This is a genomic window from Antarcticimicrobium sediminis (assembly GCF_004348975.1).
In the GTDB taxonomy this organism is placed as follows: Bacteria; Pseudomonadota; Alphaproteobacteria; order Rhodobacterales; family Rhodobacteraceae; genus Antarcticimicrobium; species Antarcticimicrobium sediminis.
Window position 1 is genome coordinate 148,148 of sequence record NZ_SMFP01000006.1, and the last position, 22,224, is coordinate 170,371.

18 protein-coding genes are annotated in these 22,224 nt (G+C 59.9%); 15 read left to right on the forward strand and 3 right to left on the reverse strand.

Going from position 1 to position 22,224, the window contains the following annotated elements; all coding sequences use genetic code 11:
* The first annotated feature begins 189 nt into the window (after positions 1–189).
* Both E1B25_RS11010 and E1B25_RS11015 read left to right on the forward strand, forming a co-directional pair.
* Positions 190–504, forward strand: a complete 315-nt coding sequence (locus E1B25_RS11010) for a transposase (RefSeq protein ID WP_132829236.1) — start codon at positions 190–192, stop codon at positions 502–504.
* Positions 505–523: 19 nt separating this feature from the next.
* Positions 524–1,009: a flavin reductase family protein gene (locus E1B25_RS11015; RefSeq protein ID WP_132829237.1), complete on the forward strand. Its 486-nt coding sequence runs from the start codon at positions 524–526 to the stop codon at positions 1,007–1,009.
* On the opposite strand, the gene E1B25_RS11020 is transcribed toward E1B25_RS11015, so the two are convergent.
* Entirely contained in the window at positions 1,001–1,882 is an 882-nt protein-coding gene (locus E1B25_RS11020; RefSeq protein ID WP_206338537.1) for an LLM class flavin-dependent oxidoreductase, read from the reverse strand. The genes E1B25_RS11015 and E1B25_RS11020 overlap by 9 nt on opposite strands.
* A gap of 34 nt (positions 1,883–1,916) precedes the next feature.
* Positions 1,917–2,675, reverse strand: a complete 759-nt coding sequence (locus tag E1B25_RS11025) for a GntR family transcriptional regulator (protein ID WP_132829239.1) — start codon at positions 2,673–2,675, stop codon at positions 1,917–1,919.
* Positions 2,676–2,781: 106 nt separating this feature from the next.
* On the opposite strand from E1B25_RS11025, the gene E1B25_RS22140 reads away from it, so the two are divergent.
* The 4 genes from E1B25_RS22140 to E1B25_RS11040 all read left to right on the forward strand — a co-directional run bounded on the left by E1B25_RS22140 (position 2,782) and on the right by E1B25_RS11040 (position 8,830).
* Positions 2,782–2,955, forward strand: coding sequence for a hypothetical protein (locus E1B25_RS22140; protein WP_165937602.1), 174 nt, complete (start codon positions 2,782–2,784; stop codon positions 2,953–2,955).
* Entirely contained in the window at positions 2,952–4,325 is a 1,374-nt protein-coding gene (locus E1B25_RS11030) for an amidase (RefSeq protein WP_165937603.1), read from the forward strand. The genes E1B25_RS22140 and E1B25_RS11030 overlap by 4 nt, the downstream gene beginning before the upstream one ends.
* 174 nt (positions 4,326–4,499) lie before the next feature.
* A complete protein-coding gene (locus tag E1B25_RS11035; RefSeq protein ID WP_132829243.1) occupies positions 4,500–6,389 on the forward strand; it encodes a hypothetical protein in 1,890 nt (629 codons plus the stop codon).
* On the forward strand, positions 6,389–8,830 hold the full coding sequence (locus E1B25_RS11040) for a hypothetical protein (protein ID WP_165937604.1): 2,442 nt from the start codon (positions 6,389–6,391) through the stop codon (positions 8,828–8,830). The genes E1B25_RS11035 and E1B25_RS11040 overlap by 1 nt, the downstream gene beginning before the upstream one ends.
* Before the next feature lie 102 nt (positions 8,831–8,932).
* On the opposite strand, the gene E1B25_RS11045 is transcribed toward E1B25_RS11040, so the two are convergent.
* Positions 8,933–9,589, reverse strand: a complete 657-nt coding sequence (locus E1B25_RS11045) for a TetR/AcrR family transcriptional regulator (protein WP_342635594.1) — start codon at positions 9,587–9,589, stop codon at positions 8,933–8,935.
* 155 nt (positions 9,590–9,744) lie between these two features.
* On the opposite strand from E1B25_RS11045, the gene E1B25_RS11050 reads away from it, so the two are divergent.
* The 9 genes from E1B25_RS11050 to nosZ all read left to right on the forward strand — a co-directional run bounded on the left by E1B25_RS11050 (position 9,745) and on the right by nosZ (position 22,224).
* Positions 9,745–10,605 (forward strand): FAD binding domain-containing protein, encoded by an 861-nt coding sequence (locus tag E1B25_RS11050; protein ID WP_132829248.1) that lies wholly within the window; start codon positions 9,745–9,747, stop codon positions 10,603–10,605.
* Positions 10,602–11,090, forward strand: a complete 489-nt coding sequence (locus tag E1B25_RS11055) for a (2Fe-2S)-binding protein (RefSeq protein ID WP_132829249.1) — start codon at positions 10,602–10,604, stop codon at positions 11,088–11,090. The genes E1B25_RS11050 and E1B25_RS11055 overlap by 4 nt, the downstream gene beginning before the upstream one ends.
* Entirely contained in the window at positions 11,090–13,441 is a 2,352-nt protein-coding gene (locus tag E1B25_RS11060) for a xanthine dehydrogenase family protein molybdopterin-binding subunit (RefSeq protein WP_132829251.1), read from the forward strand. The genes E1B25_RS11055 and E1B25_RS11060 overlap by 1 nt, the downstream gene beginning before the upstream one ends.
* A 26-nt stretch (positions 13,442–13,467) precedes the next feature.
* Entirely contained in the window at positions 13,468–13,929 is a 462-nt protein-coding gene (locus tag E1B25_RS11065; RefSeq protein ID WP_132829253.1) for an SRPBCC family protein, read from the forward strand.
* Between the two features lie 59 nt (positions 13,930–13,988).
* Positions 13,989–15,062 carry a C4-dicarboxylate TRAP transporter substrate-binding protein gene (locus tag E1B25_RS11070; protein ID WP_132829255.1) on the forward strand — a complete coding sequence of 358 codons (1,074 nt, stop codon included), beginning with the start codon at positions 13,989–13,991 and terminating at the stop codon, positions 15,060–15,062.
* A 103-nt stretch (positions 15,063–15,165) separates the two neighbouring features.
* Complete coding sequence (locus E1B25_RS11075) at positions 15,166–15,651, forward strand: TRAP transporter small permease subunit (RefSeq protein WP_245510687.1); 486 nt, start codon at positions 15,166–15,168, stop codon at positions 15,649–15,651.
* Between the two features lies 1 nt (position 15,652).
* A complete protein-coding gene (locus E1B25_RS11080; RefSeq protein WP_132829258.1) occupies positions 15,653–16,975 on the forward strand; it encodes a TRAP transporter large permease in 1,323 nt (440 codons plus the stop codon).
* A 1,092-nt stretch (positions 16,976–18,067) separates the two neighbouring features.
* On the forward strand, positions 18,068–20,260 hold the full coding sequence (locus E1B25_RS11085; RefSeq protein ID WP_132829260.1) for a NosR/NirI family protein: 2,193 nt from the start codon (positions 18,068–18,070) through the stop codon (positions 20,258–20,260).
* Between the two features lie 20 nt (positions 20,261–20,280).
* A complete protein-coding gene (gene nosZ, locus E1B25_RS11090; RefSeq protein ID WP_425358931.1) occupies positions 20,281–22,224 on the forward strand; it encodes a TAT-dependent nitrous-oxide reductase in 1,944 nt (647 codons plus the stop codon).

A 22,224-nucleotide genomic window follows, 5' to 3' on the forward strand; every position in this document is an offset into this window, starting at 1 on the left:
TGATGTGTCTGAAAGACTAAACATCCCCATGGGGGGCGGAAATACGAAATCTGGAACTTTCGAAAATATTCCCGAGGCGTGGCCCAATAGGGTCTTCATGCCGGAACAACTGTAAGCGGTGCAAAGACCCCATGTTTCAATAAAATAGGGGGGTTGAGATACTGTCGCCATTACTGAAAGGAGGTGGCGATGTTGGATGGAACGATGCCGGAAGAGACGAAGGTGTGGGGCTTCACTGTCCCCGTCTCGTCGACTGGCCGGCGCAAATGGCCGGAGGCTTTCAGGACCCAGGTCGTCGAGAAGATCAATAACGGGGCCGGTATCCGTGAAACGGCGGAAGAGATCGGAGCGAACAAGTCGCTGGTGGCTCTCTGGATCAAGAAGGCTGAACCTGCGCAAACGCGAAGAGCAAAACGTCGGCTGATCATGAAACCCAAAGCTTTACTTGCCCCCTGCAAACCCCGTTGGCATTTGCTAGCGGAGCGGCGGGCACCGAACAAATGACACTATGAAAGGACGCAGCATGGAAAAAACAGGCGACGATATCGGAATCGGGGATTTCTGGCGCACCCTTGGCGAACGCCCGATCGGGGCCACGCTGGTGACGACCGACAGCGCAGAGGGACCGCAAGGCTTTCTCGGGCTGTCGGCGGCCCATGTAACTGCCAACCCGCCCACAATGCTCGTATCCATCGACAAGAAAACCTCGGCGCTGGCCGGGGTTCTGGATAAGGGGCATTTCGCCGTGAACTTCCTGCCGGAAGGCTATGCAGAAATGGCAAACGCGTTTGGCGGCAAGGGCGACAAGGTGTTTGACCCGGACAAATGGGGCACGTTCGCTACCGGTGCCCCCGTGTTGAACGATGCCCTTGGGGTGTTCGACTGCGAGGTAAGCAAAGTGGTCGAGCAGGGCGACATCTCGATCGTGATCGGTCTGGTCAAAGGTGTCAAAGCCGCGGACGGTGGCGCGCCGCTGATCTTTCACAGGGGCAAGTTTCTGTCAGAGTGATTGCAGACAATCGCAAAGGAAAGGCCCGCGTGATGCGGGCCTTTCTTGTTTGCCACAAGGCGGCTGCGACAGGCTTTGCCCCTTGTGCGAGCCGGCTATCTGAAGGGCGTCGCGCGACGTCATCGGGGGCTGGATTTCGGTGCCAAATTTGTCCAAGCCAACAAGGAAATTGTCGAACACCGTCATGATGCCTTTGACGCCGGGGACTGCCGCCGCTTCGTCCAGCATGGCGGCGATCGTGGCGTAAGAGCCGATCAATGTGCCCATGTTAAAGTTCGCGGCACCTTCCGGCAGGTTGATCTCCTTGGCCGTCGCATTGTCATCCGCCTGATCATCCTGCGCCCCTTGGACGCCCATATAGGACAGCGCTTCCAGATCCGCGCCTTCGCGATAGGTTTCCCATTTGGCTTGCGCGGCTTCGTCCGTCTCATCCGAAATGATCATGAACAGCACATAGGCACCGACATCGCGACCGGACTTTTCCGCCGTCGAGAGCAGGGCTTCACATACGAGGGTAAACTTGGTCGGCGTGTTGATGCCTTGCCCCATGACAAAGGAATAATCGGTGTATTCGGCAGAGAATTGCAAACCGCGTTCGGATTGACCGGCCGCAAGCAGTTCAATTTTGCTTTCCGGCTGCGGTTTCATCACGCAGTCATCCATCGTGAAATGCTTGCCTTTGAAATCAGCCAACCGTTGTTCCCAATCGGAATAGATACGCCCATGTCCATCTGCTAGGTTTCCCGTAGAGTCTTCCATTTGTTCGGACTTTAACGGGCACAATGAGAGGGCACGTAGGAGAAAAATTCGGCGGGATGTCCAAAGAAATTCAGGGGTGGCTGAGGATGGGGCGGGGGAGCAGATAATTTGCACCCAGCCCGTTAATGAGGTGAAGTGTTGATCGAAATCAGGTGGACGACAGCGTCGTGTGATACGTAAAGTTGTCACCGCGATAGTATTGCACGGCGTACTCCAGCAACCGCGCGCCCGACCCCATATAACGCCGGGTCATCGTTAGCCCAAGATCGCCGGGCTTGCGGCCCAAATCATGTGCGATCTCTTCCGGCAGATGGATCGCACGTACATCCTGATGGATTTCCTTGACCCGTTCGCCCGACTTCTCTTCGACCAGGCTGAACAAGGCAACGCGCAGAACATCGATGTCGCTGACGACACTTTTTAGGCGCGGGTCAAGGTAAACTTCGTTTACGCAGAATGGGTTATCCTCTCCGGCATAGTAACGAGGGCCGGACAGGTAGAAGAATTTCCGCCCTGGCCGCACGCCCATTTCCGTTGCCGTTTGGCCGCGCACCTCGACCATTTTGCGGGTCTTGAAGTGCCACTCCGTCGCGCGGGCAAAGTCGAACAGTCCGCCCCTTGAGTCTGCTGTAAAGCGCGATCGCCAATCGTCTTCGACCGCTTCGACCCGGGTGCCGACCCCCTTGCGCGCCGACAGCATACCCCGCTCTCGGAGTTGAGCGATCGCTTGACGCACAGTGTGGCGGGAAACGCCCAATATTTCGGCAAGCTCCGCTTCGGGCGGCAGCAATGTCCCCACACCATAGGTGTTGTCATCGATCAATTTCTGAAGGTGCCGAGCAACTTGAAGGTAACGCGGTGTGCCTTTTTCGAATGTCAGCTTCATTTCGACTGCTTGACCATCCATCAAAGTGCATCCTTATTAAGTTCGAACTTACCGCGATAATTGCACAGCAATTCGGGTGTGTCACCCATCCGCGCGCGCAGACATACAACCAAAAGGATAATGAGGCATGGAAAAACTCACGGATATTCTGGCCGGGCGCGCTTTGACGCCAACCGAGGAGGCGATTTTGCCGGATCAGGCCGCGCGGACCATGAAGGGAATCATGGAGCACCCTTTATTGCGCCAAGATGTGGAGATTCCCGATCTTGTGGCGGTCGATCCAAGCGAGGACCGGATATGAGCGCCTCCATAGATCAAATCGCAGCCGCCCGCGTCCAAGCCGCCGACGCCGAAGAACAGCTTGCCCCCTACCTTGCCGCAGCCGCCGCTGAGCCGACGATCTTTTCCAAAGTCGAGGCCGAGGATGCCCGTGCCCAGGCCCGTGCTTTGGACGCGCTTGCGGCAAAGGGTCAATCTGCCGGGCCGCTCCACGGTGTGCCGCTTGCGCATAAAGATATGTATGACCGGGTCGGGCAGGTGACGGGGTTTGGCGCCAAAGCCGGGTGCGGCAAGCTGGCGACGGCCACCTGTACGGTGCTCGCCCGATTGGATGCGGCGGGGCAGGTGGATATCGGCAGGCTGCGGATGTCCGAGTTCGCGTTGGGGGCGACCGGGCACAATCATCATTGGGGAATCCCGCGCAATACGATCAAGCCCGGCGCGATTTCCGGTGGGTCTTCGTCCGGGGCCGGTGCTGCCGTGGGCGCAGGCTTGGTCCGGGCAGCGCTTGGATCGGACACCGGCGGGTCGATCCGCCTGCCCGCAGCTTGCAACGGCGTTGTCGGCTTCAAGCCGACCCAAGGCCGGGCGCCCGTGACCGGGGTCATGCCGCTGTCGTTTTCTCAAGACACCATCGGGCCGCTCGCCGCCACCGTGGCCGAAGCACGGTTGGTGCTGTCGATCATCGCGGGACCGGACCAGATCGATCCGGCCTGTCGGGACGTCGCACCCATGCGCCAACGCGCCAAACCTTTGCCCGCCGGATTGCGTGTTGGTTTTGCGTCGGGCGAGCTTCTCGCGCCGGCCAGCGCCCGCATGACCGCAGCGATTGAAGCTGTGCGCAGCCTTTTGCAGGCCGGGGGGCACGCCACATGCGATCTTGACCTTGATCTTCTCGCGACCCTTGGCGAGGCGGCAAATGCCATCGCGATGAGCGAAGCGGCTGCGGTGCACGCGGATCGTCTTGCCGCGGCCCCCGAAACCTATGGGGACCAGCTGCGCACACGCTTGGCGCAGGCCGTGGCGATACCGGGGTTTGCCTATGTTAGGGCCCGCCAGATCCAGCGGTTGGCGCGCAAGGACATGTTTGAAAAGGTTTTCGGTACAGCCGATCTTTTCATCATTCCGACGCTGTTCGATGTGCCCCCGACGGAGGCGGACATGAACCTGGGCGGGGCCCCGGGCGCTGCGGCCATGATCGGTCAACTGGCCCACTATACCCGCCCGATCAGCGTTCTGGGCTTTCCCGCGCTTTCCCTGCCCGTGGCGCAGACGCCAGAGGGGCCACTTTCGATTCAAATCGTTGGGCCAGACTGGTCCGAGGATCTGATTGCCGATCTGGGCGAGTGGCTTGAAACGGCCCTTGCATCGACGTTTTCATCTGCCGGGTGAGCAAAACTCAGTCCCTGCGTGGGGGGCTGTTGGGCGTGTTCAACTGGCCGAGCCACGATTGCGCGCTTCGGATGTCCCATCTCCGTATAGGTTGATCGTTGTCAAAGCAGCCCTTCACGGCTGAGAATACGATTCGTTTAGTGTGCCGGGACCGGCGCGGCAGGGGAGGGGCGAATGGCAGTCTTGCAAAGGTGCGCATTCCGGATCGCAATCACGCTGGCGATAGTGGGGCTGGCTGCTCCGGTGGTCGCCGATGAGAAGTTCCAGAAAATTCTGATGCGCGTGGAAAACGAAGGCACGATCCGAGAGAAGGTCGTCGAGTTCACGATCAATCCAGAGGTCAAAGACCGGCTCGCCACGATGCGCAGTTTTGTGTCGGAGCGTGGCCTGAGCCAGATGACGAATTCGCAGATCGTGTCCAACCGTGAGGCGATGGAAAAGGCCGCCGCCACCGAAGGCTGGGACACGTTCAACCTTGGCTTTGGCACGGGCGGCGCCGTCGGCACTGTCGCGGAAAATGTTCTGGAAATGGGCGGCTTGAAGAACGTCAACAGCGCGATGACAAACTTGGGCTTGTTCATGACGGTTTGGCAGGTGAACATTGATCTGTGTTCAGGCGACATTCAGTCGGCGGGCCGGAACGCTTACAAAGGTATTTTGGGCTATGCCATCGGCACATGGGGCAGCTCGGCGTTGCAAGTCGGCAATGTGGCGACCTTCGTGATCGACGTGGCGTTGCAGGAGTTTGGTAAAGGCGCATGGCTGGCCCGCACCGACGCTTGGCGGCAGGTCTATACCAAGTATTACCGCGAGCGTGAGGCCAATGCCGAGGCCGGAGAATACGGCGTGCAACCGCTTTGGACCGAATCCAAAGAGAAGAAACTGGAACGCGTCAAAGGGCAGACAGAAGGCGGGCGCACGATCAACGAGTGGAAGTTCCTGCTCGATTATTACCGCCAGAAAGCGCACAGCTCGGCGGGGTTTGAGGCCTTGGTTCAGACAGAAGTCCAGCGTTATGTTGGTCGGTTTTGGGACAGTGACGACTTTCAAGTCGAAAGCCGCAACATCGACAGTGGATCGTGGGGCTTTGGTCGTGGTGCCAGCCTGACCGTCGAAATCAAGGAAAACCTGGAAGCTGAGCATCGCGCCAAGCTGATGGCCGTCCTTGTGAAAAAGGTGTTTCCCGAGATTGCGCGGCGGCAATGGTATCGTTCGCTTGAAGGTGTTGTCAGAGACCTGAACGACAAAACCCGATTGGAGCTGAACGACGTGATCCGCATCGATGTCGGCGCGTTCGATCTTGTCGCGCCTGCAAAGATCGTTTTGAAGAAACCCAATGGCGGCGAATGGACGGGAAGCCTGCAGCCCAACAAACCGCGCACCTTGCAGATCACCAAACTGGCGATGCTCAAGGCCGGCTGGCCAACCGAGATCTCGCTCGAGCTGCCGGAAGGCACGCAGACCCGCCCGCTGGTGCCAATCAACGACATTGCTGTAATTTCGTTTGGTGAGCCCGTCACGCCGATGATTACCGTTTATGACCGCAAGGAAAGCGCGCAAAGCTGCACCGTCACGACGATCTTGCTGAATGGTGAACGCACGGTGCGTACAGAGACCCGAGCCGCTGTCACAGGGGATCTGGATATTGCGAGCTATCCTATCGGTGAGCCACCGAATTTCTCGATCAGCTTGGTCATGGGCGATTTCAACGGGGACGACTGGGTGGCAGCCTCCCCTGGCGCAGTGGGATATGGCGGATCAGGCTTCTATTTCACGGCGCCGCGATATGAAGACATCCAAAGGATAACGGCCTGCGAAGGCGGTCTGTTGGTGGGCGGTAGCTTGGCGAAGGCAGATTGCACGGTTGAGCGTCGCATAGACAGTGAAGACGCCAAGGGCACACGCATCGAAACCCTCTGCACCTCGAAAATAACGATAGAACCTAAAGGCGTCTATGCGACAGTGGGCGAGCAGATGAAATACATCCCACTTGATGGCGATGTCGGCAAAGACCTACGCAACGTTTTGATTCAGGGCATGTCAAAAACGCAAGGAAACAACTGATGAAACCCTTTATGCTTCCGATTTTGACGGTTTTCTGGATCGCTCAGGCTGTCAGTGGTCACAGCCAAGACATGCAGTCGCGTATTGACGAACTGGCCGCGGGAATGGACGATTTTGCCCCCTCCGTTGACGAGCTTCCACTTGGCGAGATCGCCGATGATTTCGGTGACCCCGAAGCCGAAACAGTCGCGCCACAGGCCGCTTCTGAGCCGGCGGTCCAGCCCGAGCCCGAGCCCGCAGCGCCCGTCGCCACGGTGGCCGTCATTCCTGAGGGCTGGGACAAGCACAGTTTTCTGGGCATGACTTTTGCTGTTCCTGTTCACTGGAAGAGGATGAGCAAACCCGATGACGATGACGAATTGATCTTCGGCGACATCAACATGGCGGAAAAACGGTTTCTGGGGGTAAATGTTACCTACTTTACGCCCGGCCAAGTTGATGATTTTGAAGACGACACCAAAAGCCTACCCGAAGAAGTCGCAAAGGGGATCGGCATTGACTTGACCGGTGCCGAGCAGGCGTTCAGTTATCCTGATCCGATCGTTGCAGTCGATGGGCGCCGCATTTTGCGCAAGAAATTCGTGCTGCGAAAGGACGACTTCTTTGTTTATGCCGAGCTTTTCTACAAGGAAGATTTCAACGAACGCGGCGGTACCGACGCCCTTGGTATAGTTTCGATGAATAAACCAGAGGCAGAGGTCGCCCCGCTCCTAGAGCGATTCGCGGGCACTGTTGGCTTGGAGGCAGCCCCAGAGCCAGAAGCGCAAACAGGGGTCGATGGGCTGGTCAACTATTCGCTTCCCCTGCCAAAAGGCTGGAAGCGCCAATTCAACAGCTCGGATGCGATCAACTTTCTAAGCACACCGACCTACAGCGCCTCGCTTGGGGTCAATGTCGGATATCGCGCGCGCGAGAACTGGAGTTCGGATAGCGAGTATGACGGCGCGCCGGAAATTTCACGCGGCGAGATCTTCGGGCAGCCGGCAACGCTCAAGACAGGGATGACGAATGAGCCGTACATGCAGGTTGGCTACAGTTTTGTCAAAGCGCTGCGCAAGGTTTACAAACTTGACAAATGTCTGGCCAATGGCGACCTGATCGTCATCCAGCAGTATGCTGCCAAAAGCTGGCTTGAAAGCACGGGCTATGACAGCCTGATGGCGACGATGAGCCTCACGCTGCCTGCTGATGCCATTGATTGCCCTGTTGAGGGGGCGGCAACGCCAACCCCCGCAACAACACCAGCCCCCACGCCCGAGACGGCCTCAGGCTGGACGACATATACCAACAGCCGTTTTGGCACCTCGCTCGACTATCCGACCTCGCATTTTCAACCCGCAGGCGCCGCCCCCGAAAATGGCGATGGGCGCAGCTTTGTCAGCCCCGATAGGCAGGCCGAGGTGTTGGTTTGGGGCGCACACAACGCGCTGGAACAGACACCACAGCAGATGATGGAGGAGGTCCGCTCCAGCCATACAAGCGGCACTGTCATTTCGCAGCAGGCGGATGCAAGCGGCTTCACGATCAAACTGTTGGAGGGTGCGAAGCTTATCCAGCAAAGGAGCATCCTTGATGGCGGCAACGTCGTGCACAGTCTTCTGGTGCGCTACCCCGCCAATCAGGATGGCAAATACGGGGAGGTCGTGCAGGCCATGATCGCCTCGTTAAGCGCGCCTGCGGCGGAGGCGGCGCCGCCAACGGCGTCGGCTGCGGTGTCCGATATGGAACAAGCCTTCTGGAACAGCGTCAAAGGGATGACACGGGCGGATGGCTTTGAGGCCTATCTTCAGCAGTTTCCAAACGGTGCCTATGCCGCCGAGGCCCGCCAGCGCATCGCAGATTTGACCGCTCCGGCGCCGTCGACTGATCCGCAGGTCGAGCTGATCTTCTGGCAATCGATTCAGTCCTCCTCTGATCCGGCGATGTTTCAGGCCTATCTTGACCGCTGGCCCAACGGCACATTTGCGGTGCTTGCAAGGCTCAACCTGACGCGGTTGACAGCGGTGGCCGTCCCGCCGACCCCGCAACCGGGGCCACAACCCACGCCGCAGGTCAGGGTCACCCCGAGTGCGCGCAGCTATTACACCCCGGCGCGCAACACCGCTGAGCGCAGCGCCATTATGGATGCCGCGCGGGTGCCGATGCTGCAAGAGTTGGGGCAGAGGGTAATCTTCCTTGTCAAAACGCTGCGCACGGATGGCGAGTGGTGTTTTCTGATGGCGGAACCGCTGCAACCCAACGGAAGAAAGCTGAACTGGTATTCCACGCGCTTTGCCAACGATTGGGCCAATGACGCGATGAGCGACCTTGTGATGGTGCTGATGCACCGGCAGGGCAGCGGCTGGCAGGTCGTCGATTATGTCATCGGGCCAACGGACGTGCATTGGTACAATTGGATCGACAGCTACGGCCTGCCCGAGAGATTGTTCAACCCTGGGTGACCTCGCCTGGGCCGCACCGGAGACGGCCGCTTGTAGGGCCTCTCTACAGACCGTTGGGCACTGTAGAAAAGTCCAGTTTGACGGAGTCTCCGGGCCCTCGGATCACCCGTTCGGGACAGCGGTCGTGAGGCCATCGAAAAAGGTAGTCACGGTGTTGCGGACCGCTGTTTCGATGTCAATTTCAATGCGCTCGCCGTAAACGTATTTGCGGATCGCGATGTAAAAGACCGCCCCGTGCAGCCCCCAGAACAGCTCGACCTCTTCCTCGGTTAGCGGGGAAGACGCCGCGCCCGGGTCCATTTCGTGGCGCAGTTCCAAGGCTGCGGGTTGAATGATCTTGGTGCGGATGAGGTCGAGGTAGCGCGCTGTCAGACCGTAGGATTTCAACCCAGAGGACACAAAGATTCTGACCCAGTCATAGTCGAAAACGCGCCCGGCATATTCAATATAAAACTGCGTCAGTCGCGCCTTCAAGCTGCGGCTGCGGTCCAGGACCAAAGGCTCCCACTCCGGGTTCCAGCGTTTCACATAGACATGGTCATAGACCCGTTCGATCAGGGCGTCCTTGCTGTCGAAATGTCGATAGATCACGGCGTGGGAGATGCCCATGCGTTTTGCAAGCTCGCGCGTTTGCCCTTCAAAGCCGCATTCCGCGAAGAACCGGACGGCTTCCGTGACAATCAATTTTTCACGGTCCTCGCGGCGCATGTTTTTGCGGCGCGGCGCCGTTTCTGTCTGGGGTCCGTTTGATCCGGCCATCTGCCTCTCGCTCGTGTTTGGGTCAGGATAGCCCCGTTTGACGAAATGACCAAGTGGTCACTTTTTTCTTGACGGAGGGCGTGTCGCCTGTCTATCAAAAATGACCAAATGGTTACTAATTCAGCGGGGGGCTGGATTGGAGGGGGAGGAAACCGATGAAGTCACCGGCGTTTGAGTATGTGCGGGCCGAGAGCGTCGCTGACGCGATGTCGGCCTATGCGGAGGCTGATGGTGACGCGGTTTACCTGTCGGGCGGGCACAGTGTTGTGCCGTCGCTGGCCTTGCGCCTGCAAGCGCCGGCGCTGCTGATCGACCTTTCAAATATCGCGGCACTGTCTGGTATTTCACTGCACGACGGTTGGCTGCGTATTGGCGCCATGACCCGGCATGTTCAGGCCCTGAAGGATCCGTTGATCGCGGCGCATGCCCCGTTGTTCACCGCCGCAGCGCCTTTTGTGGCGCACCCGGCCATCCGCAATCGCGGAACCCTGGGTGGCAGCCTGGCACATGCGGATCCGGCATCGGAATTTCCTGCCGCAGCCGTCGCCATGCGGGCCGAGCTTGAAATCGCCTCGTCGCAGGGGATTCGCCGTGTGCCCGCCGATGATTTCTTTGTCGATATCTACGAAACCGCGATCGAACCGGGAGAGGTCTTGCAAGCGATCCATGTGCCCAGCCCGGTGGCGGGGCAGGTGATCGGCTTTGACGAGATCGCCCGCAGGCGCGGGGACTATGCAATGGTTGGCGCTGCGGTTCAGGCGGTTTCGAGGGGCAGCGGTCTTGAGGATGTCAGTATCGCGCTATTCTCGGTAGGCAACCACCCCGTTCGGGCGCGCAAGGCGCAGGCCGCATTGACGGGCCGCATGATCGACGCCGATGCGATCGCTGACGCGCAAGCCGCGCTTGAAGATGATCTCGATCCTCCCGACGACCCCCAGTTCCCCGCCAGCATGCGCCTGCATCTGGCGCGCGTGCTGCTGGGGCGCGTTCTGGCAAACCTGGAGGCGGTGGCATGAAGGCTGACATCACATTGACCGTGAATGGCGAGGCGGTGCGCGAAACCGTCGAACCGCGCACCAGTCTTGCCGACCTTTTGCGGGATAATCTGCGGCTGACGGGCACGCATCTGGGCTGCGAAATGGGCGCCTGCGGTGCCTGCCTTGTGATGCTGGACGGTGTTGCGGTCCACGCCTGTCTGGTGCTTGCCGTGCAGGCAGATGGCCAGAAGGTCGAGACCATCGAAGGTTTGAATGACAGCGGCCTGATCAAAGATCTGCAAGAGACGTTCCACGACCGCAACGCCTTGCAATGCGGGTTCTGCACCAATGGCATGTTGATGTCGGCCTACGCCTTGTTGGCGGGCAATTCTGACCCTTCGCGCGATGAGATCCGTGATGCCCTGTCCGGGAATTATTGCCGTTGCACCGGGTATGAGGCGATCGTCGATGCAATCTCGGCCGCCGCAGACCATCGCCTGAACAAAGCGAAAGGCGCGCAGTGATGACCAGTACCGATCATATCGGGCAATCGCACCGGCGCGAGAACGCTTTGCGTCATCTGGCGGGACGCGGGCGGTTCGTCACGGATCTTGCCCTGCCGCGCATGGTGCATGCCGCCTTTGTCCGTAGCCCGATGGCCAAGGGAAAGATCGTCGAGCTCGACGTGAGTGCCGCCGCCGAAGCGCCCGGTGTGGTGCGGGTGTTTACCGCCGAGACCCTGAACCCGATATGTGCGCCGTGGACCGGCACGCTTGACCATTTCGCCGGCATGAAAAGCGCGCCGCAGAACATGCTGGCCGAGGGGCAGGTTCTTTGGGCCGGCCACCCCGTGGCGATGATCTTGGCGCACAGCCGCGCCGAGGCCGAAGACGCTTGCGAGCTGGTCTTGCTGGATATCGAAGACGAAGAGGCAGTCGTTGATGGCGATGCGGCGCTGGTCGAGGGCACTCCGCTGGTCTCGGAGGGGATCGACAGCAATCTGTGTTTCCGCACGGTGCTGGAAACCCCCGGGCTGGACGAGGCCTTTGCCAACGCGGCCCATGTGGTTGAAGACAGCTTTACCTTTGGTCGCCATACCGCCGTAACGCTGGAGCCACGCGCCGTCGTTGCCGATTTTGATCCGTCGACCGGTCAGCTGACCGTCCATCACGGCACCCAGACCCCGTATCAGTTTCAGGATGTCTATGCCCACCAGTTTGGCCTGCCCGATAACAAGGTGCGCGTGATCGCACCCGATGTCGGCGGCTCGTTCGGCATGAAGCTGCATGTCTATAACGAAGAGATGGCGGTGGTGGCGGCCAGCCTGAAGCTGGGGCGACCGGTTCGGTTCGTGGCGGACCGGTTGGAAAGCTTTGTTTCCGATGTCCACGCCCGCGACCATCGTGTCAGCGCCCGGATGGCGATGGATGCGCAGGGCACCATCCTGGCGATGGACGTCGACGACATGACCCAGATTGGCGCCATTTCGACCTATCCCCGGACCAGCGTGGCCGAGGGCAATCAGGTGATCCGCCTGATGGGCGCGCCCTATACGATGCCCGACTATCGTGGCCGTCTTTCGGTCGTTTTCCAGAACAAGGTACAGACCAGCCAGTATCGCGCCGTGGGCCACCCGATTGCTTGCGCGGTGACCGAAGCGCTGGTCGATCGCGCCGCCGAACAGCTGGATCTGGACCCGATTGAGATCCGGCAGCGCAATCTGGTGGCGGATGATGCCTATCCCCATGTCTCGGCCACCGGGTATCAGTTTGAAAAGCTGTCGCATCATGCGGCGCTGGCGAAACTGCGTGAGATCATGGGGTATGACGCCCTGCGTGCAGAACAGGCCGAGCTGCGCAAACAGGGTATCTATCGCGGTATCGGCATCGCGTCCTTTGTCGAAATCACCAACCCCGGTGCCGCCTTCTATGGCGTCGGCGGCGCGAGGGTTTCGGCGCAGGATGGCGCGATTGTCCGGCTGACGCCTTCGGGCGAAGTGCACTGTGCAATCTCGGTGACGGAACAGGGGCAGGGCACCGAAACCATCATTGCGCAGGTCGTCGCGGATCAGTTGGGCGTGACGCCCGATCAGGTCAAAGTGACCACCGGAGACACCGATACGACCCCGAGTGGCGGCGCAACCTGGGCCTGTCGCGGGGCGGGGATCGGTGGCGAAACTGCATTGCGCGCCGGTCGCAGGTTGCAGGCGCAGATCCTGGCCATCGCCGGTGCGGTCCTGCAAGCCGAGCCTGCAACGCTCGCGCTGGCCGGGGGCACCGTGGTTGACAAGGCGACAGGCAAAGAACGGATCACGCTGGCAGAGATCGGGCGCATAGCGACCTACCGCCCGGATACGCTGCCCGAGGGGTGTGACAATTCCCTGACGGCGGTGCAGCATTTCGCGCCCACCGGCTATCCGTTCGACTTTACCAATGGGATTCAGGCCAGTCATGTTGAGGTCGACATCGAAACCGGCGTGACACGTTTGTTGAAACATTGGGTGGTCGAGGATTGTGGCCGTATCATCAACCCGTTGCTGGTCGATGAGCAGATCCGCGGTGGTGTGGTTCAGGGCCTGGGACCGGCGTTCTTCGAAGAATGCATGTATGACGACATGGGCCAGATGACCAATGCGTCCTTGGCGGATTATCTGGTGCCGATGGCCGGTGAGATGCCGGATATCGAGATCGCCCATATCGAAACCCCGACACTGGATACCATCCTTGGGGCCAAAGGCGTGGGCGAGGCCGGCACCGCCGCCGCCGGGGCCGCCGCCATGAATGCCGTGAATGACGCGTTGCGCCCAATGGGGGCGCGCATTTCTCAAACACCAATGACTCCGCTGCGCATATTGACCGCCCTTGGTCATGTGTGAGCCGGGCCGAAGAAAGGACAAGGATCATGGAACTCAATGGCAGCCAAACCCTTGCCGCCACACCGGATCAGGTCTGGTCGGCCCTGTTTGATCGCGCGGTCTTGGAACAGGCCATTCCGGGGTGCGAAAGCCTTGAACAGACCAGCGACACCAGTTTTTCCGCCGTGGTCAAGCTCAAGATCGGGCCGGTTTCCGCGCGGTTCAAGGGCGATGTCGAATTGAGCGATATCGCGCCCGGACTCTCCTGCACCCTGTCGGGCAAAGGCTCCGGCGGGATCGCCGGCTTTGCCAAGGGGGCGGCCCGTGTGACGCTGACCCCGCAGGGCGCGCAAACCGTGCTGGACTATACCGCAGATGTGGCCGTGGGGGGGAAACTGGCCGCGTTGGGGAACCGTCTGATCAAGGCCACCGCGCAGAAGCTTACGGGCGAATTCTTTGCCAATTTCAACACCGCTCTGACCTGTGAGGAAACCGCACCGACCGCTTGAGCGCAATAACACGACAAGACCTGTCCGCGCAGGACGCGGGATTTCTAAGGGAGGAAACCATGAAATCAACACGCCGGGCCTTTTTGGCCGCATCTTCGGCTGCGCTTGCGACGCCGTTTTTGAACACCCGTCTGATCGCGGCGGAAACCATCAACATCCAGATCGGCTCCAGCCATCCGACCAACAATATCTGGGTTTATGCCATGCAGAATGCATTGCAGCCGGCGTTGGAGCGCCTGCTGGCGGATGCCGGTGGCAACTATGCCGTGACATGGTCCGAGAACTATGGCGGTACGCTGTACAAGTTCAAGGATACGCGCACCGCAGTGCGGGACGGGATCGTCGATATCGGCATGGTCGGCACGGTCTGGGAAGGCTCTGCCATGCCACTGCAGAACGTCACCTATTTCACCCCGTTTGCGAACCCGGACCACAACGTGGTCATTGATATCTTTGACAAGCTGACCGACGAATTGCCGGAATTGCGCGAGGGATGGACCGCGCAGAACATGGTGCATCTGTCGTCACTGGTAACTGACAGCTATGACGTCTATTCGAACTTTCCGATTGCTTCGGTCGACGATGTGAAGAACCGTCGCCTCAATGCGCCGGGCACCTCGGCCAACTGGTTGCTCGATACCGGCTGTACCCCGGTCAACGGCGCGCTCACGACCTATTACACCGACATCCAGACCGGGGTCTCCGAGGGCACGCTTTCGTTTGCCAGCGGCATTCAGCCAACCCGGGTGTATGAGGTTGCGCCACATCTTACTCGCGTCGGGTTCGGGTCGATGTATTTCGGCGGGATCGCCGTGAACAAACGGTTCCATGATCGCCTGCCGGCCGAGGTTCAGACCGCCCTGCGCGAAGCGGGACGGATCACGTCACGCAGCCACGGGGATTATGTGACGGAACGCTCCACCAACGCGATGACGGAAATGGTCGCGGCGGGTCTTCAGGTTTCGGAAATGGCGCAGGTCGAGCGCGAAAGATGGGCCGCGACCCTGCCCAATGTCGCCAAACCGTGGCTGGACGCGAATGGCCCTGCGGCGGCGACCGTGCTGAAGGCCTATTTCGACGAGTTGAAAGCACGCGGGATCACCCCGGCGCGTGATTGGTCCGCAGAAATCTGACCCAGAGCCCCACAAAGTTCCACTTCGCCAAACGGGAAATGACATGCAACAAGCTATGGCTTTCAAGCGACAACCGGGCCCCTTGAAACGGGGGTTTCAAGTCATGCTGAACACTGTGGCCGCGGTTGGAACCCTGTGGATCTTTGCCATCATGCTGTTGATTGTCGCCGATGTGATCGGCCGCAATTTCTTGGCCATGCCCATTATGGGCGTGGCCGAAATCGCCGGCCGCAGCGTGGTCGCGATCGTTTTCCTGATGCTCCCCGCAGCGGCGCTGAACGGGTCTCTGATCCGGGCCGATTTTCTGGTGCGCGGCTTGCGGAGGCACGCGCCTTGGCTGGTGCATCTGCTGGATACCCTGTTTGCACTGGTGGGTGCCGTGCTGTTTGCCCTGGTGGCGATCGCCGCCTGGCCGGACACGCATGAAGCCTGGGTGTCCTCCGAATTCTTTGGCGTGCGCGGGGTCTGGACCCTGCCGACCTTGCCGTTCCACCTGTTGGTGGTGCTGGGGGCCGGTGCAACCAGCCTTGCCTTTCTCGCGGTCGCGCTCGAGAGCGTGGCTCTGACACATTCCGAAAAGGGCCATTGAGATGAGCAACATTTCCATCGGCCTGATTTTGATCGCCGTCTTGTTCGTTCTGGTCCTGTTGGGGCTGCGCATTGCCGTCGCCCTGATGGCCGTGGCCTTTGCCGGGGTCTGGCTGATCCGGGGAAATTTCGACCTGTCGATGCGTCTGATGTCGATGGCTTCCTATAACGGGGTTGCGAATTACCTGTTCGCCACAATCCCGTTGTTTGTCCTGATGGGGCATCTGGTCAGCATTTCGAACGTCGGCAAAGACACCTTCGATGTGGCAGAGGCGCTTTTGCGTCGGCTGCTGGGCGGGCTGGGGATCGCCACGGTCGCGGCCAATACGGTCTTTGCGGCCGTCACCGGCGTGTCGATTGCCTCGGCGGCGGTGTTCACCAAGGTCGCGGTGCCCGAGATGACGCGGCACGGATATCGCCCCTCGTTTTCGGCGGGCACGGTGGCTGGCAGTTCGGTGCTGGGCATGTTGATCCCGCCCAGCCTGTTGCTGATCATCTATGGCGTGCTGGCCGAGCAATCGATCGGGCGCATGTTCATCGCCGGGCTGATCCCCGGCGTGCTGCTTGCGGGCGGGTTTGTCCTGTGGATCGTGCTGGTGGCGAAATTCGCGCCGGGGTTCGTGTTCACGAAAGACTATCTTGAGCAAAAGCAGCATGTGCAGGATCTGCCCCCCGCCATGCCGATGTCAGAGATCGTCCGCAAGCTGATGCCCATTGTCGTGCTGGTCTTCTTCGTGCTGGGCGGGCTCTATAGTGGCTTTTTCACCCCGACAGAGGCCGGAGGCGTTGGCGCCTTTGCGGCCCTCGTCGTTGCCTTGTTGCGCCGCAGTCTGGATCTGCGCAAGTGGTGGCAAGTGTTGACCCAGACCGGGTCTATTTCGGTCGGGATCCTGGCCCTGCTTGTCGCGGCAAGCTTCTACAGCCAGATGTTGGCGGTCGCAGGCATTCCATCCGCAATTGGAAGTTTCGTGCAGAACAGCGGATTCGGCGCGGTGGGCTTCCTGATTGTCTATGTGGTCCTTGTCTTGCTGCTTGGTATGATTCTAGACAGCAGCTCGATCCTGTTGATCGTCGTGCCGATCGCGGCGCCGATCGCGCAGGGGCTTGGGTTCGATCTGATCCAGTTCGGCATCATCACCGTCATCGCGGTCGAAGTCGGCTTGCTGACCCCGCCCTTCGGAATCTCGATCTTCACGGTGCATTCCACGCTTGGCGATAGCCGCACATCGCTGGAATCGATCTTTGCCGGGGCGCTCCCCTATGTCGCGGTGATGCTGATCGTGCTCACCCTGGTTGCGGTGTTCCCGGGGCTGATTATCGGCTGAGGATTGCCACCTCGACCACTTTTTCCGAACTGGTGCGGGGGTGTCTGTAAGTATTTCTGGCCTTTCCTGTTCCCGCGCTGGCTGTGGTCTTGAAGGGATCGCGCGCGCGCCCCCCTGTTTCGATCCAGACATGGCCCGTGCCCTGCTGGATCAGTGCTGAAGGGTCGAAGCCTTTTGGAGAGATGCGCCGAAACCGCACCAAATCCGAGTTTCTGTTCCTTTGGTGCCTGCTTTGTTGAAAGCGAACTGGAGGAGCAGATCGACCGGATTCGGGGAAACCGGGGGGCAGCGCGATGGATCGCGGCCGCTTTCTGAAACCCAAACCGGCAACACGTCAGACCCGGAGCGGCCTCACCATTGGGAACTGTATGGTATCGATGGAACAGGCGGTTCTGCGTCCAGCCAGTAATCGTATCGTGCCCTTCGCAACTTGCACAGAATCCTGCACAGAATCGTGAAGAAAATTCCGCGATGATTCTTGGTCAAAAACATTTCCGTCTTCCCAAAGCTAGGGGGCAAACGCTTGGCGGGCAAAGGAAATATTTTGCGATTTGTGCGCTTATCGAGGGTCGTGACAAACCTCGTTGATCTGGATCAATACTGGCGCCACAAGCTCTGATAATTTCCCGAAATGCTCAATGCGTACGCTCTTTTGTCCAGACTGCTGCTTATGGTCTGCCTAACCCTGTCTGGCCCGATGGCGATGGCAGGGATGGGGACCAATGGCGCCGTCTTTTCAATGGAGATTTGCGCTGATGGCGGTGTCGAAATACTGCGATTCGACGCCAACGGGGCCCCGGTTGCACCGACGACGGACTGTCAGCGGTGTCTGACCTGTTGCCACAGCCCAGAGGCCCGGCTGGACGACTCTTTCTACCTGCATTTACCCGCTGTGCTGCTTGACGTGTCGATGGACGTCACCGCGCGCAGCAGTCTTATCTGTCCAAACTCATTTGCCCGCCCTTTGCCGCGTGGCCCCCCGGTGCAGCCCCTTCCAGTGCTGACCATGCGGGGCCTGATCACGTCGGATCATGCCGTCGATGGCACTAAAACAGACAGCGGTGGGCGACCCTTCCTCAAGGACGCCAACGCATGAAGACCCCCCAAACCCTCCTTAAAATCGTGACCTTTGTCACCGTGATGCTCCTGAGTGGGCTTCCGGCAGCGGCGCAGTCTGTGCTGTCCACGCTATTGCCCAAGGTTCAGGTCACAGACCTGGTCGAAGGGGCCGATGCCTTTGGTGAGATCCACGCGGATCTTCCCGTAGTGCAGATCCTTAAGGGCGGGGAGCGCATTGGCTGGGCCTTCGTCACCTCGGATTTCGTCTCGACCACCGGCTATTCCGGCAAACCCATCCATACAATGGTTGCCGTGGACGACGCCGCGCAGGTGATCGGGGTGCAACTGGTCAAACACTCTGAACCGATCGTGCTGATCGGGATTCCCGACAAAAAGATAAAGGCGCTGGTGGCCGGATACCGGGGGCTGGACCTTGTGGCCGAGGCTGAACAGGGCGGCACCGCGCACCAACTCGATATCATTTCCGGCGCGACCGTCACGATCATGGTGATCGACGACTCCATCATCCGGGCCGGGATCAAGGTTGCGCGCCAGCTTGGGCTCGGCGGTCTGGTGGTCGAAGAGGCGGGAACCGGACCGCAGTTCGAGATAGACCCCGATGCAAAGGCCGCCCCCGGTTGGATGACGCTTGAGGGGGACGGAACCCTGCGCCGTCTGTCGTTGGACGTGGGGCAGATCAACGCGGCCTTCGCCGCAATGGACGACCCGCGCGCCGCCAAGCGCGCGCTGACCGAGGCCCCCGAAACGACATTCATCGAAATGCAGGCCGCGCTTGTATCCCAGCCCGGAATCGCGCGGGCGCTGCTGGGGGATGCGGAAGCTAAAAATCTGGACGCTTGGTTGGAAGACGGCGATCAGGCGGTCGCGATCTTCGGCCGCGGGCTCTATTCCTTCAAGGGGTCAGGTTATGTGCGGGGGGGCATCTTTGACCGGATCGTCCTGATTCAGCACGATGTTTCGGTCCGGTTCCGGGACCGGATGCACAAGCGCATCAACACCGTCGCCGCTAGCGGCGCGCCGGTGTTCAATGAGGCGGACCTGTTCAAGATCCCCGCCGACAGCAACTTTGACCCGACCCAGCCGTTTCGAATCCAGCTTTTGGTGCACCGGGATGTGGGCGCGATCGAAAAGGTCTTTACCACCTTCGATCTGGGCTATCGGTTGCCGGACAAATACCAACGCTCCGTTGCGCCGCTGCCAGTGGCAGACCTGCCCGAAGGCGTCGCAGAGGTGACCTCGCAATCCGAGGCCGACGCGCATCAGGCGCTGTGGAAGCGGATCTGGGCCGGCAAGACGACCGAGATCATCGTGTTGGGGGTCTTGCTGACCCTGCTGACCGGGGTCTTCTTCTTCCAGTCCTTCGCAACCCGGAATGAGCGCGCCTTCTTCTGGTTCCGCATCGGGTTCCTGACCGTCACGCTGGTCTATCTGGGCTGGTACGCCAAGGCGCAGCTGTCTGTCGTCAACCTGATGGCGCTGTTCGGCTCGTTCATGTCGGGGTTCAGTTGGCAGGCCTTCCTGCTGGACCCGCTGACCTTCATCCTGTGGTTCTCGGTCGCGGCGGCGCTGCTGTTCTGGGGGCGCGGGGCCTATTGTGGCTGGCTGTGTCCGTTCGGTGCGCTGCAGGAACTGTTGAACCGGGTGGCCAAGGCGCTGCACATCCCGCAATGGACCCTGCCATGGGGGCTGCATGAACGCCTGTGGCCGTTGAAGTACATGATTTTTCTTGGCCTCTTCGGGGTGTCGCTGACCAGCATCGAGCAGGCCGAGCATCTGGCCGAAGTCGAGCCGTTCAAGACGGCGATCATCCTCAACTTCGTGCGTGCTTGGCCGTTCGTGGCCTATGTTGCCGCCCTGCTGATCGCCGGGCTGTTCGTCGAACGCTTTTTCTGCCGCTATCTGTGCCCGCTGGGCGCTGCGCTGGCCATTCCGGCGCGGCTGCGGATGTTTGACTGGCTGAAGCGGTATCATGAATGCGGCAACCCCTGTCAGACCTGCGCGCATCAATGTCCGGTGCAGGCGATCCACCCGACCGGGGAAATCAACCCGAACGAATGCATCAACTGCCTGCATTGTCAGGTGCTTTATCAGTCCACCACCACCTGCCCGGTTGTCATCAAGAAGCTGAAGCGGCGCGCCAATGTTGGCGCCGCCCCTGATCTTTCGCGCGACATTTCGGGGCATCCGAACCTACGCAAAACCTAAACCGCAGCCTGAAAGGAAATATGATGTCTGAGGGAAAGAAAATGCCGATCTCACGCCGCAATCTGTTGGGCGCGACCGCCGGGGGTGCCGCGCTTGCCGGGGCCTTTGGCTCGCGCGCGTTGCTGACCGGGTCCGCCGTTGTTGGGGCCGCCACGCTGGCGGGCACCACAAGTGCGCGTGCTGCCACAGGTGCCGAAGTCGGCCCGGGCCAGCTTGACGAGTACTATGGCTTCTGGTCGTCCGGCCAATGCGGCGAAATGCGCATTCTGGGGATCCCGTCCATGCGCGAGTTGATGCGTATTCCGGTGTTCAACACATGCTCGGCCACCGGCTGGGGGATCACCAATGAATCCAAGAAGATCCTGACCGAGGGCCTTCTGCCCGAGACCAAGGAATATCTGGCCGCGAATGGCCACGAATTCCCGCCCAACGGCGATTTGCACCACCCGCACATGTCCTTCACCGAAGGCACCTATGACGGTCGCTTCATGTTCATGAATGACAAGGCCAACACCCGTGTCGCCCGCGTGCGCTGTGATGTGATGAAATGCGACAAGATCATCGAGATCCCCAACGCCAAGGCGATCCACGGTCTGCGCCCGCAGAGATGGCCACGCACCAACTATGTCTTCTGTAATGGCGAAGACGAGGTGCCGATGATCAACGACGGCAAGATCTTGGACGAGCCGGAGAAGTATGTGAACTTCTACACCGCCGTGGATGCCGACGAGATGAAAGTCGCATGGCAGGTGATGGTAAGCGGTAACCTCGACAACACCGATTGCGACTATGAGGGCAAATACGCCTTCTCGACCTCCTACAACTCGGAAATGGGCATGAATCTGGCCGATATGACCGAGTATGATATGGACCATGTTGTCGTCTTCAACATTGCAGAGATCGAAAAGGGCATCGAGAATGGCGACTTTCAGGAACTGAACGGTGTCAAGGTTCTGGACGGTCGCAAGGGTCAGAACAAGAAATACACCCGCTATATCCCGATCCCGAACAACCCGCATGGCTGCAACATGGCGCCGGACAAGATCCACCTGTGCATCGCGGGCAAACTGTCGCCCACGGTTTCGGTGATCGACGTGCGCAAGCTGGATGCGGTGTTCAACGAGGATGCAGATCCGCGCAGCGTCGTGGTTGCTGAACCGGAGCTGGGGCTTGGGCCGCTTCACACCTGTTTCGACGGTGAGGGCAACGCGTTCACCACGCTGTTCCTCGACAGTCAGGTGGTCAAGTGGAACATCGAAAAGGCGGTTCAGCTTTTCAATGGCGAGGATGTGGATCCGATCATCACCAAGCAGGACGTCCATTACCAGCCCGGCCACAACTCGACCGTGATGGGGGAAACGTTGGAGGCCAGCGGCAAGTACTATCTGTCGATGAACAAGTTCTCCAAGGATCGGTTCCTCAACGTTGGCCCGCTGAAGCCCGAGAACGAACAGCTGTTCGCGATTGACGGCGACAAGATGACCCTGATCCATGAGGGCCCGACCTTTGCCGAGCCGCATGATGCAATCATCGTCGATCCCAGCAAGGTGAAACCGGTCTCTGTTTGGGATCGCAACGACCGGATGTGGGCCGATGCGCGCAAACAGGCCGAAGCGGATGGTATCGATCTGGATGACTGGCAGGACACCGTCATTCGCGACGGCAAAAAGGTGCGGGTCTACATGTCCAGCAATGCGCCGCAGTTCTCGCTCGAGTCCTTTACGGTCCAGCAGGATGACGAGGTGACGGTCTATGTCACCAACCTTGATGACATCGACGACCTGACCCACGGGTTTACCATGGGGAACCATGCCGTCGCGATGGAGGTCGCGCCGCAAGCCACGTCCTCGGTCACCTTTATCGCGTCGCGGCCGGGTGTCTACTGGTACTACTGCCAGTGGTTCTGCCACGCACTCCACATGGAAATGCGGGGCCGGATGTTTGTCGAGCCGAAGGCAAGCTAA